Origin of the sequence: Clostridium sp. MT-14, from assembly GCF_042436595.1 — a bacterium.
In the GTDB taxonomy this organism is placed as follows: Bacteria; Bacillota; Clostridia; order Clostridiales; family Clostridiaceae; genus Clostridium_B; species Clostridium_B aromativorans.
In genome coordinates this window covers 1-13,016 of record NZ_JBHMIY010000051.1, presented here as the reverse complement: position 1 = coordinate 13,016, position 13,016 = coordinate 1, and the positions used below count along the sequence as shown (strand labels likewise).

13 protein-coding genes and 1 tRNA gene are annotated in these 13,016 nt (G+C 35.8%); 2 read left to right on the top strand and 12 right to left on the bottom strand.

Features of this window, described 5'->3' with window-relative positions:
• Positions 1–148: 148 nt before the first annotated feature.
• The 10 genes from ACFHWD_RS19670 to ACFHWD_RS19625 all read right to left on the bottom strand — a co-directional run bounded on the left by ACFHWD_RS19670 (position 149) and on the right by ACFHWD_RS19625 (position 11,015).
• Entirely contained in the window at positions 149–511 is a 363-nt protein-coding gene (locus tag ACFHWD_RS19670; protein ID WP_229982162.1) for a DUF1648 domain-containing protein, read from the bottom strand.
• Between the two features lie 446 nt (positions 512–957).
• Positions 958–1,395, bottom strand: coding sequence for a MarR family winged helix-turn-helix transcriptional regulator (locus ACFHWD_RS19665; RefSeq protein ID WP_229982163.1), 438 nt, complete (start codon positions 1,393–1,395; stop codon positions 958–960).
• Between the two features lie 263 nt (positions 1,396–1,658).
• Entirely contained in the window at positions 1,659–2,603 is a 945-nt protein-coding gene (locus ACFHWD_RS19660; RefSeq protein ID WP_229982152.1) for a lipoate--protein ligase, read from the bottom strand.
• Complete coding sequence (lpdA, locus tag ACFHWD_RS19655) at positions 2,600–4,279, bottom strand: dihydrolipoyl dehydrogenase (RefSeq protein ID WP_229982153.1); 1,680 nt, start codon at positions 4,277–4,279, stop codon at positions 2,600–2,602. Before lpdA ends, ACFHWD_RS19660 begins: the two co-directional genes overlap by 4 nt.
• A gap of 58 nt (positions 4,280–4,337) precedes the next feature.
• Positions 4,338–4,778, bottom strand: coding sequence for an OsmC family protein (locus ACFHWD_RS19650; protein ID WP_229982154.1), 441 nt, complete (start codon positions 4,776–4,778; stop codon positions 4,338–4,340).
• Between the two features lie 178 nt (positions 4,779–4,956).
• Positions 4,957–5,589 (bottom strand): lactate utilization protein, encoded by a 633-nt coding sequence (locus ACFHWD_RS19645; protein WP_229982155.1) that lies wholly within the window; start codon positions 5,587–5,589, stop codon positions 4,957–4,959.
• A 348-nt stretch (positions 5,590–5,937) separates the two neighbouring features.
• Positions 5,938–8,322, bottom strand: a complete 2,385-nt coding sequence (locus ACFHWD_RS19640) for an ABC transporter permease (protein ID WP_229982156.1) — start codon at positions 8,320–8,322, stop codon at positions 5,938–5,940.
• Between the two features lies 1 nt (position 8,323).
• A complete protein-coding gene (locus tag ACFHWD_RS19635) occupies positions 8,324–8,998 on the bottom strand; it encodes an ABC transporter ATP-binding protein (RefSeq protein WP_229982157.1) in 675 nt (224 codons plus the stop codon).
• 68 nt (positions 8,999–9,066) lie between these two features.
• Entirely contained in the window at positions 9,067–10,350 is a 1,284-nt protein-coding gene (locus ACFHWD_RS19630) for a sensor histidine kinase KdpD (protein ID WP_229982158.1), read from the bottom strand.
• Positions 10,323–11,015 carry a response regulator transcription factor gene (locus ACFHWD_RS19625; RefSeq protein WP_229982159.1) on the bottom strand — a complete coding sequence of 231 codons (693 nt, stop codon included), beginning with the start codon at positions 11,013–11,015 and terminating at the stop codon, positions 10,323–10,325. Before ACFHWD_RS19625 ends, ACFHWD_RS19630 begins: the two co-directional genes overlap by 28 nt.
• Before the next feature lie 137 nt (positions 11,016–11,152).
• Here ACFHWD_RS19625 and ACFHWD_RS19620 point away from each other — a divergent pair, with 137 nt between their 5' ends.
• Positions 11,153–11,647 (top strand): HD domain-containing protein, encoded by a 495-nt coding sequence (locus ACFHWD_RS19620; RefSeq protein ID WP_378062883.1) that lies wholly within the window; start codon positions 11,153–11,155, stop codon positions 11,645–11,647.
• A 23-nt stretch (positions 11,648–11,670) separates the two neighbouring features.
• Here ACFHWD_RS19620 and ACFHWD_RS19615 read toward each other — a convergent pair whose 3' ends face one another.
• On the bottom strand, positions 11,671–12,225 hold the full coding sequence (locus tag ACFHWD_RS19615) for a helix-turn-helix domain-containing protein (RefSeq protein ID WP_106010993.1): 555 nt from the start codon (positions 12,223–12,225) through the stop codon (positions 11,671–11,673).
• 112 nt (positions 12,226–12,337) lie between these two features.
• Here ACFHWD_RS19615 and ACFHWD_RS19610 point away from each other — a divergent pair, with 112 nt between their 5' ends.
• Entirely contained in the window at positions 12,338–12,817 is a 480-nt protein-coding gene (locus tag ACFHWD_RS19610) for a YbaK/EbsC family protein (RefSeq protein WP_150359079.1), read from the top strand.
• Between the two features lie 73 nt (positions 12,818–12,890).
• On the opposite strand, the gene ACFHWD_RS19605 is transcribed toward ACFHWD_RS19610, so the two are convergent.
• Positions 12,891–12,966: transfer RNA gene (locus ACFHWD_RS19605), tRNA-Lys, on the bottom strand.
• Positions 12,967–13,016: the final 50 nt, after the last annotated feature.

Here is a 13,016-nt window from a genome sequence, read left to right as displayed (position 1 = left end):
GTTCACAATCCTATAGTCAGAATTATTATATTTTTATAATTCCACTATTTAGTGAATTTTATTTCAGAATTTATTGGAATGCTGCTTGTATATTTCTTACTTTCTATATAGTTAAGTTAGTAAATAATATATAAATATTGTGTCAAAACTATTTTAAACATTTTCTAATATATATTAAAAGTGTACCAAAAATAACTATTAAAACAATTGGAAGGAACCATGTACCTAAACTACTACTTTTTTCTAAAGCGACTTTAATATTATTCCATTCGATATATGTAAATATTATCATGAATTCTGCTTTAATCATAATAATCAATTGTCTAGCACACCTGTACTGATACTCTGCATTTTCTTCAGTTATTGGTTTTAGATAATTATATACATGTGGAAATTTATTTAAAATAGTTAGAAAAATATGCATTATAAAACTTATACCAGCAAGTATAAATATAGAACTTTTATTACCATATCCATTAGGTATACCTGCAGCATTAAAATGTTTAGGTATAACATTTGGTAGTAGTTTATAGTATTTTAATAATAAATATTGATAAATACCGCTATAATGCTAATAAGTTCTATTATTATTTCATAAATCGAATAATGGATTTTAATTTTAGGTCTTTTTTCCACTCTTTATCCTCCTGTTTTTCCATTTATTGCTATGTCATAAAATTTACTTTTACTTATAGACATAATATCATAATAACTCATCTATATAAGACAATATATTAGTAGCTTTAGTCAATAATATATTAATATATAAAATGATACCAATTAAGGCAATAAAAAAATAGTAGCCCTGTCTGCAAGTGGTGGCTGCTATTCTTTATTTGTATTATAACACAATTTTATAAAATTTTTATCTATATCAACTTCAAGTACGGTAGTGTACAGACAGCACACAGGGCTGGTCTACAATATCAAGAGAGTTATTGAAAACAAATCATAGGATTATTGTGATCGCTTCTTCAATGCATTGTAGACCATCATACTCAGTGTGTCTTTTAAAATTTGCAGGTTTTCCTTACTGATGCCTTCTATTGTATCATTCATAAATTTCTCAGCTACAGGAAGAAGTTCATGATACAAATTTGTACCTTTTTTTGTCAAGTGCAACTGTTTGACCCGTTTGTCTCCAGCAATACCAAAACGAGTTAATAGTCCTTCTTGTTCCATCTTTTGAATCAGCCTTACCACTGTAGGCTCCTTAACAGACATTTTATCAGCCAGTACCCGCTGCGTTATGGAATTGCTCGTATAGATATAATATATGGCAACCCATTGGGGCCTCGTAATACTATACGGACTTAATCTTTGCTCCATGGTTTCCGAAAAAATCTTTGCACTCCGACTGGTTATAAAAGCCATGCAGTCATCCAAATTAAACATTTCATTCACCTAAAGAATTACCTCCTACAAAAGCGAAATGAAAGAAAATATAATTAAAGTAAACTCCCTCCATCTCAAAGATATACTTTTAGAGAAATACAAGACAAAAATATCTTATACCCCTCTATCTAGTATACTAAAATCTGCAGGAATTAAAAACCCTAAAAAATACAGCTGGCCGCTAAAAATATATAAAACTGGCTTTGATCTCGTCTTTGACGTATATTAAACTCAGAAGGACACAGAAATATTATTTTTATAGGTTATCTGCACTTTCTCTTTTGCTTCACATTATCAACGAACTTTTCCAACCTGTGAGTTAGTATTTTCTTGTCAAAAAAAGATTTAGTTAATCCCTTTTCAAACGCCGTAAAGTCAATAGGCACAAGACTGTCCGTATAAACTTTGAGCCGAGAAATCCTGCCATCAGAAACATTTGCAAATATGGTAACGTTACCAAAAGACAGTTTCTCTTCAAAGCTTATGTTAAAATCCGGGGCCTCTCCATAAATCCAGTCGTCCCTTTTTATTTTTTCAAGAATGGATGGTTTCATATTATTACTACTGATCTGTCTTATAGACATTTCCATGCCATATTCCAGCATAAATGCCTGGATTACGGCATCTATTGTACTTTCTGGAGTAACGCCCTCACAGAGATCAGATAGATTCACCACTCTACTTCTTACAGAATTTATACCCTTAGAATTCAGTTTGAGAAAAGAAGGCTTCAGTGCACCAGTAAGCATATCAAGATTTACATTAACCATGAGAGTCCCATGGTATAGAAAATTACCATAGTCAGCATATTGGGCATGCCCGGAAAACTTTTTTCCACTGATAAGCAGGTCATTCCTACCACTAAAAGTACATTCTACACCCATGGACAATATAGCATTACTAATTATTTTCAAATACCTTCCCACATCTGCATACTTTTCCTCTGAAATAAACGTAAAATTTACATTTCCCAAATCATGAAAAACTGCTCCTCCGCCAGAAAGACGCCTGACCGGGACAATTTCATGCTCTTTCAAAAACTCTGTGTCACACTCTGCAAAAACATTCTGGTTGCGTCCCAAAACAACCGCCGGCCGGTTCCTCCACAAGAATAAACAAGTTTTCGGGCCAGCTTCTGAAAAAAGCTGGTATTCTGCCGCCACATTATAATAAGGATCCGTTTCCAAAGACACATAAATTCGACTCATGACTGATGTATTGCTCCTATTCCGAATCCAAGCACAGCCTCATGAATAACTTCAGCAGTTGTGGGGTGGGCAAAAACCGTTTCAGCAATTTCCTTATCGGTGAAACCATTTGACACTGCAAGTGTAAGTGTGCTGATCAAAGATGAAGCATCAGCACCAATTATGGAACCGCCCACAATACGTTGAGTTGCGTTATCCCGTACAAGTTTCACAAAACCATCCGGTTCGTCCATGGTCACGGCCTTGCCATTACAAGAATATGAAACCGTACTGATGCTGAAATCCAATCCTTTTTTTCGACATTCTTCCTCCGTCAAACCCACACTGGATATTTCCGGACTCGTAAATACTACATTTGGGACAGCAGAATAATTTGCCTGTGTGGATCCTCCCAAAATATTATCTACCGCCACCATGCCTTGGTAAGAAGCTACATGGGCAAGCTGGATGATGTTGGTTACATCACCGATGGCATATATGTGTTCCACATTCGTACGCATTTGTGCATCTACAGAAATTCCTCTGCCTCGTTCATTGAGAATAAGCCCTGTCTTTTCAATATTCATACCATCAAGGTTTGGCTCACGGCCAATTGCCACAAGAACCTTGTCACTGACAACTATATGTTCTTCTTTTTTATCTTCGTAAGTCACAATTGCCTGTTTGTCCTCAGACTGTTGAATCCTCAGGACTTTTGAACCGGTATGAACGGAAATTCCCGCTTCACTTGCATAATTACGGATACTTTCGGAAACATCACGATCCAGCATGGGAAGCAATCTATCTAAAAATTCAACAACATTGACCTTGACACCAAGATTGTTATACATAAAAGCAAATTCCATACCAATAATGCCCCCGCCTATGATTGTCACTTTCTTAGGCAAATCTATACAAGAAAGAGCTTCCGTACTGTTCATGACCATGGGAAGGTCAATCCCTGGAATCTTTGTTTTGGAAATTTTCGACCCTGTGGCAATAATGATATCCCTGGCAGAAATAATGTATTTTTCTTTACCTTCTACGAAAACACTGTTATTGCCAAGAAATGCTGCTTTCCCGAAAATGACCTGCACACCATTATCATTTAGTAGACAAGAGATACCAGAAACAAGTTTTTCCCTAACTTCGTCCTTACGACGAATGATCCGTGCCATATCTACACGGGGTTCGCCACCCGTAATGATGCCAAATACGGATGATTTGCATACATTTCTGCAGACTTCTGAAGATTTTACAAGTGCTTTGGTAGGAATGCAGCCTACATTTAAACAGGTGCCTCCAAGCTCTTCTTTCTCGACTAGGATTACCTTCATACCCCTTTTTGCTGCATAAATCGCAGCCACATAGCCCCCTGGACCAGCACCTATAATTAAAAGCTCCGTTTTAAGTTCAACTGTTTCATTCTTTTTCAAATTCTCCTTCTGCTGTATTACTGCTTCATCCCTACGGCTGTTCAATTCAAAAAGCACCTGCCCGGAAGAAACCTCTGCGCCTTCCATACACAGGATTTTCGTAATGACTCCAGCTTTTGGAGCCTTGATTGGACGATTACCTTTTCCGGTTTCAACCTGAATGAGAATATTGTCCGCCTGCACCTCGTCCCCGACTTTTACATTTATCTTTCCAGCTTTGCCTTTTTTTCCTCCAGGAATGAAAGACATTTTAACTTCCACAGCTAATCCTCCTTTGAAAACTTGAGGGGCCGCACAGCCGCCCCTCCAAATGATGTGCTTATTCTCTGACTACTCCACCTCTTACAAGTTTTACTCCGTTTGCAATACAATCTCCTACTGGGCATCTTTTTTCGATAAAATCTGCGAAAGCTTCTGCTTTCTCCTGACTTTCATTGGTCTTGAAATGCATTACAAAACGAATTTCCTGAAATCCATTTCTAACATCGGCAAGACCCATAAAGCCATCAGGATCCAAATCTCCTTCCAATTCAACATGGAATTCCTCAAACGAAAAGTTCTGTGCTTCGGCAAAGGCACTTGCGACTATTGTTTGGCAAGCTCCCAAAGCACACAGAATAGCCTCAACTGGATTCATTCCTTTATTGCTGCCCCCTAAATCCTCAGGCTCATCTAAAATGATCTTGAATCCTCTCGCATTAGTTTCCACTTTCAACCCACCCGGACATTTCTGGGCAGAGGCCTTAAACGTAGTTAACATATACAACACCTTCCTTTCTCCTCAAATCATTATTACAAGTCTATTTGACTAATAAAATTATAACATAGGTATTCTTTTATATCAATAGTAAGCTAAGTATGTATTTTTTGTTTTTAATTAGAGTCTGAATATGAGTTCATAATAGTCATACGATTCAAAAGATTATCTTTTTGATATTTTAAATCCCTAAGTTTTCTCCAACAAGTATCACTTTAATGCGACCTTTAAACATTGATTTACTGGTAATGACAAGTTGACTGCATCCATCTTCGGCGGCTTTAGAAAGTTCTTCGAACGAAGAGTAGTTCTGTCTATAACCTGACACAATCACTTTTGCAGCATAGTTTTTTACTCGAAGTATGGCTGCATCTAAATTTGGAACCACTTTATTTAATCCCGCCACTATTATTACATTTTTTGGTCCAAAAATAAGTGCCGATACCCTGTTGCCAATTCCATCAATATTCACCAGTTCACCCGTAGCAGTTATCGCATTAGAACTCATTAAAAAGTAATCTGCTAAAAGTGCCTGATGTGCCGCGCTTTCTTTTTCTTTACCTCCCTTGGGCTCAGCAGGATCTAAGAAATTGTACCCTCCATTTTTTAAAGCAAGCTTCAAGCCGATTTCATGCAAGGTCAAAGAGCCTCCGCAGGAAACCAAGTTGTCTTTGGGTATCATCTTAAGAATCTTTTTCAATGCTTCGTCTTTTGTTTTACAATAAAATCCTTCAATATTTCGTTTTCCAAATTCTCCGATTAGCTTCTTTGCTAACAAGACATTATAGTATTCTTTAGCTTTTATGGCATCCATACCTGTTCCTCCTAACTTGACTGATATAACCAATAATTCTATTCTAATCATAGGATACAAAAATTAACAGTCTATATTTACTATTTTATATATGTTATAATTAAATTAGAGGAGAAAATTGTCACATAAATTTATATATTTTACAATAGAATTACACTACCATTGCTAATGCTCCCAATTTCTTATAGTTGGCCATAAGCACTGCTACGCGTCTGGATAAGTTCTTGCCCTAAAGGATAACGTATTCTTAGTGCTAAAGCACTAAGAATACTGTTAAATAGGATTCAGATATAAAAAGGCATTTTTTATAAGCAAACTCCATCTGAACCTAAGTATGACTTGATAGCATCATTCACTGTACCTGATTCTGTCAATTATGGATTCCTTTTTTAATCTGCCCTCAATAAGGTAGGTTATCAGTATTTCCAGCAAAATAAACACTACAATAACTGCAAGTATAGGTATCAGAGGGAATTCATACTCTGCATAATCCGCCCCTGCTTTTTTAAACAGTTTAAAGCAGAAGTATCCAAGACCGGTTCCAAAGACCACCGACAGTAAAGAACTTATACCGGCATAGTACATGCCTTCTATCTGAAGCATTTTTCTAAGCTGTTTGTTTGACAGCCCCACTGCCTGGAGCATTCCATACTCTCTTTTTCTTGTGAGTATGCTTGTAATCATTGTATTTATGAGATTCAAAATTCCTATGAGAGCTATTATTGCCGTGAAGCTCATTGCTGTTACCTCTATTGCCATAAACTGATCATCCAGTTCCTTCTTCCAGTCTGTATTTGACTCATACATTATCCTGCTGTCCCTATTTACTATGGCTTTGAGCCTGCTTTTTATGGTCTCAAACTTACTGCTGTCTATATCTATATAAATGTCAGTCAATTTGTTGTCTCTGTCATCCGCCAGGCTGCCTTTAAATTCTTCTTTCGTAAATACATCTTTATGAGTTATAAATTCATATCCTCCCACAACCCAGCCGGAGCCTGCAATATTGTCACTTAATATACCTGCTACGGTGAACTTTTTATTCATGACTTCTCTCAAATTTCCGCTGCTGTCCTCTTTCCTGATTGAAACTGGGATTTTGTCCCCAACCTTATATTTGCAGATGACACTGCCATTTTTATCTTTTTTACCTGTTATGAGAACTTCATCTCTGTTTTTCAGATTTTCACTGGATATATTCCCGCCTATAAGATATTTATTCAACTTGTTCAGCATATAATCATCATATCCGTATAGAATACTGCGTGCATTGTCTACAAAAACATTCAATGTGCTTTTCTTGATATAGACATTTTTCACTCCATCCATGCTTTTTATATCATCAATCAATTTTTTATTCAATGGACTTCCATAGGTATTTGTAACCGAAAGATCAAATTCATATTTAAAATCATGCTTGACCATATTGTCTACATTCATACTTTTTAAAACACTGCATATTATGATAAATAAAACTCCGCTCATAGTTAGAGAAAGCATAGTCATAATTGTACGCTTCTTATTTCTCCACAGATTCAGCCGTGCAATTTTAGCTATAGATATCTTTTTCAAGGAAACTCTCTCCCTTTTACGGGAACTTATCTTTACACCGCTGTATTTCATGGATTCTACAGAAGATATCTTTGAAGAGAGCCTGCCTGGTTTTATAAGGGAGATTGCCACTGCAGCCAGACTTATCAATGCACATACAATCACAATGTATGGAGAGGATTTCATTCTTATATTAAATTGTGAAAAAAGATACCCAATCATAAAGGCAGCAATGTGGGCAAGTATAATGCCCAGTGGAATTCCTACTGCAGACAGCAGAAGTCCTTCCCTGAATATTATCTTCCTGATCTGCTTTCTAGTGGCTCCCACTGCTGCAAGCAGTCCGAACTGTTTTACCCTTTCAATAACGGATATATAAAATATATTGTATATGACTACCACTGTCGTCAGCACAACAATTACTGCTATCACGGCAAATGCCGCCAGCATCATGGGATCTCCTCCGGAAGCGTCTATATACATGGAGTTCTTGGTTATATTCTTGTCTTTTACTCCAATACTATGACCTATGTCAGTGATACTCTTTTCCACGTCTCTATGGCTTTTTACCCTTACAAAGCAGTCCTTTTCCATCTCCGGTAAATTTTCATACACAAGTTTTTTTGACACCAGCCCTGTACTTACGTCTTGCTGCTTGTGCATTGTACTGTCCTTCAATATACCGCTTAGCACAAAACCTGCAGCTGAAGAGGTATTTCCATATTCGATATGTATGGTTTCCCCTACAGCACTTTTTACATTTAATTTGTCAAGCACCCATTTTTCCAGGGCTATCTCATTGCTTTTTTGCGGAAGTCTACCCTTCTCCAGTTTAATATTTGTCATATCCGCTGCTTTATAATCTGCATAAATTAAGGATATGTCCGGATAATTGGAATTTTTTCTCTTTACACTCTCAAAGGGAATGTATTCTCCTGCACTTTCAATTTTTATGTTGTTCTTCAATATTTGAATCTGCCTGTCATTCACATTTTTGTAGATTCCATGATAATTTCCGGATTGTTCTTCAGTGGAAGCTATCACCATATTTTGAATGCTGTAGAGCACTATACCGGAGGCAGTTATGAGACATGTAGCCAGTGCTATGGTTATTATGACAAGAATATTTTTAGTCTTTGAGAATTTCAAATTTTTTCTGGCCAGATTTGATATACAGTTCATTTTACATCTCACCTGCCCTTATTTTTCCATCCTCTATTCCAACTATCCTGTCACCCATCTGGGCTATTTTTTCATCATGAGTTATCATTACAAGTGTCTGATTGTATTTTTCCACCGACATTTTAAGCAGCGACATAACTTCCTGGGCAGTTTTGGAATCAAGATTTCCCGTAGGCTCATCCGCAAGCATTATGGAAGGTTTGCTGGCAAGGGCCCTGCAGATGGCAGTCCTCTGCTGCTGTCCGCCTGAAAGTGTATTGGGAAGTGAATTTCTTTTATCATATATGTTCAGAGTTTCCATAAGTTCTCTTATATAATTTTCATCCACCTTCTTATTGTCAAGACCTATGGGCAGCGTCACATTTTCCCATACATTTAAGACCGGCACAAGATTGAAGGCCTGAAATACAAAACCTATATTCCTCCTTCTGAATATGGCCAGATCGTCTTCCTTCATTGAAAATATATCTTTTCCCCCAATATACACATTTCCTGAAGTGGGCCTGTCTAGTCCACCCATCATATGAAGCAGCGTACTTTTTCCCGATCCCGAGGTACCTACTATTACAACAAATTCTCCCTCCTGTACAGTAAAACTTATATCATCCACAGCTTTGACCAAATTTTCACCTCTACCGTAGTATTTCTTTAAGGATTTTGTTTCCAATACCTTCATGTTATTACCTCTCTTTTACATTTGATACACAGATCATAACATGGCAATATTACATATCACTTTCAAACTCACTTACACTTCTGTAAGAAAAGGCTAAACCTGCTTCCTTTCCCCACCTCTGAATCCACCATGATATTTCCACCCTGCTGCTCCAGTATCCTCCTGGTAAGATACAGCCCAACTCCGGATCCTTCACATTCCTGAACTATCCTGGAATTTCCCCTATAAAATCTTTTGAAAATCTTGTTGAAATCTTTCTTTGGTATACCTATTCCATTATCCTCTATATCAATCCTTATAAAAAAATTCGTTTCAACCATACTGATATTGATCTTTCCACCTGAATCCGTGTATTTTATAGCATTTTCAAGCACATTGATTATGGCCTCCTTGGTCCACCTGGGATCATGAAAAACAAAATACTCATGAATATCTTCAGCATCTATCTCTATATTTCTATGAAGTGCTTTTGAATATACTCCCTTTATGGATTTATATATTGTATCCTTTATGGATTTTTTCTCTTTTTTAAATGTGATCATGCCTGCTTCAAGTCTTGACAGCTTTATAAGAGATCCTGTAAGCCATTCTAACTTTAACACCTCTTCTTTTATAGTATGTAAAAATTCTTTTCTTTCATCTGTATTCATATTTTCATCTTCTATTAGAAGGGAGTTGAAGAGTTTTATGGAGGACAAAGGTGTTTTAATCTGATGTGATATATCTGTAACAAGGGACTTTATATTTTCCTTTTCCCTGTCCAGCTTATTTATATTCAGCTCAAGTATTCTGGTCATTTGATAAAGCCCTGAATATATTTTAGATAAAATCCCCTCTTTATCATTATCAGCCTTTATGGAAAATTTGCCGTCTATTATTTTATCAACTACATTTAAAATTTCCTCAAGTTCTTCTATAATCCTCAGACTGCAGTATCTAAAAATACATATGCCTCCAGCCAGAGTCAGTATAAACACAACCAGATCGTCAATTGCCATATCATATACATTTTTATTAAATGCAGCATCGTTCCAGGCTTTGACTTCATCATCATATCCATATTTTTTTATGATGCTCTCACCATAATTTAAATCCTCAGAATTATATTTTTTTAGCAGAATGGTTTTTACAATTTCCACTTCATCTTCTGGATGCGATCTTGCAAGAGCTCCCACCAATTGTACTGTGGAATTCATCTGATTTACATAGATCTTGTTTATCATATGATAATGCAAAAAGCAGACAGCCATGGAAATAAGCATGGTACCTGAAACAACTGTTATAAACGCTCTTTTAAATAATGGATTTTCTTTTAAATATTCAATCATATTTTTGCACAGCTCTCTGCCCATATATATCCTATTCCCCTGACATTTTTTATATATTGAGGATTTGAAGGATCATCTTCTACTTTTTCTCTGAGCCTTCTTATATTTACAGCTATAGTATTTTCATCTATAAAGGTACCGTCTATAGAATAAAGTTTATCCAAAAGCTGATCTTTACTTATTATTTGTCCCGAATTACCCATTAAATATTTCAAAAGTTTTACCTCATTCCTGCTCAGGAACAATTCTTTTCCTTTTTTCAATACCTTCATATCATTAACATAGAAGACTATATCCCCGGATATGATTTTACTGTTTCCTCCTTTATCACAGTTTCTTCTAAGTAAGGCATTTATTTTCGACATCAGCACCATGAGGCTGAAAGGTTTGGCGATATAATCATCTGCACCCAGATCAAGTCCTGTTACAATATCCACTTCCTCATCACAGGCAGTTAAAAATATAATGAGCAGATTACTATTCTTTCTGATTTCACTGCAAAAATCAAACCCATTTCCATCTGGAAGTCCTACATCAAGGATCATAAGATCAACACTTTCGCCATACAGTATTTTTTTTGCTTCTTCTATGCTTCTGGCCGAAAATACTCCATAGCCTTCTCTGTCCAATTTAAAACTGATTCCTCTGTTCAAGGATCTGTCGTCTTCTACAAGCAGTATATTTTTCATATCGGCGTCCTCCATATTTTTACTTAACAAGAATACATTAATATCTTATCATAGGGTTATTTAAATTTGATACCATTGTCACTATAAAAATATTATAATAAAATCAATAGAATATAAACCACAAGGAGGAAATTATCATGAACATAACAAGCCATATCATGAAAAAAATGATAACTTATTTTGGAAATGATGCTAAAAGAATAAATCATGCTCTAAAAGTCTACGGCTTCAGTAAAACCATAGGTGAGCTGGAAGGGTTAAATAAAAATGACCTGCTTATACTGGAAATAGCTGCCATACTGCATGATATAGGAATTAAAGAAAGCGAGAAAAAATACAACAGTTCAGCGGGAAACTATCAGGAAATTGAAGGGCCTCCCATAGCCAGAAAATTGCTTAAAGACATTGACATAGATAAAAATGTAGTTGACAGAATATGCTTTTTAATAGGCAGTCACCACAGTTACAATAAAATTGACAAAATAGATTTACAGATATTAATCGAAAGTGATTTTCTGGTAAATGCCTATGAAGACAACATTAAAAAACCTGACATAGAATTTATGGATGAAAAATATTTCAAGACCTCCGCCGGCAGACAATTTCTGCATACAATTTATTTTAAAAAATAAGTATACACTGAGGATGCAGCCAATTATTTAAAATAGTAAATTATATTTTGAAAGCTTGCTAAAGTATTTGATATATTTTTATAGCAATGGGCTTTATTGGCCATATATCTTATGGCATCACCATATTTCAATTTATATTTATCATCTCCTATTATCATTTCCATTTCACCTTTATTGACAATAATATATTCCTCTATTCCATCATTGTGTGGAGGAGATTGATGGCTGCATCCCGGTTCCAATTCAATATTGAATATTTCAAATCTTCTCTTGCTGTCATAGGGGAAGAGAGGGTACACTCTCATTTTCCCGTCACCTTCAATTATGGGTTTAATATTATCGTGAGTTACACAAGTAACTTCATGAGATTTTTCTTCCATAAAATAAGAAAATGAAACATTGAGACCTGTAGCTATCTTCCACAAGGTTGTCACAGTAGGATTAGAATTTCCCCTTTCTATCTGTGCCAGCATGGCCTTACTGACTCCAGTTAGTAAAGCTACTTTATCCAGACTTAAATTTTTTTGTTTTCTTATGCTGTTTAAATTTTTCCCTATTATAAAATTAAAATCTTTCAAATCAATTCCCTCCTGGATATTATATGTTATAATATATATATGTATAATATATTGTACATATATATTATCATATTATTTAAATTAATTAAACAAAATGAAGGGGGCAATTTTCATGTCATCTAAACTCAGCAAAAGTGCTGAAAAAATACAAAGTGTACTTAATAAATTCGGATATGAATTAAATGTATTAGAACTATCCGGCTCTACTCGAACTTCACAGGAAGCAGCCGACACAATAGGCTGCAGTGTAGGGCAAATAGCTAAATCTTTAATTTTCAAAGGAAAAGTCTCAAATAAGCCTATATTAATAATAGCAAGTGGCGCAAATAGAGTAAATGAAAAAGTAATTAAAAAATATGTTGGAGAAAAAATACAAAGGCCGGATGCTGACTTTGTTTTAAAAGAAACGGGCTTTGCTATAGGCGGCATCCCACCCATTGGACATAAAGATAACATAACCACCCTAATAGATGAAGATCTAACGAAATATGAAGAGATATGGGCTGCCGCCGGTACACCCCATGCAGTCTTCAAGTTGACTCCTCAAATTCTAAAAGATATAACGCAGGGCAAAATTATTTCCATTAAGTAATCTAAAATTCAGATGGAGTTTGCTTATAAGATTTTTTACAAGTAAAAAAGGAAGTATATTAACATACTTCCTCTGGTGGCTCACCGGGGAATCGAACCCCGGACAACATGATTAAAAGTCATGTGCTCTACCAACTGAGCTAGTGAACCATAAAATTTACCTGGCGACGACCTGCTCTCCCACAGGGCCTCCCCTGCAG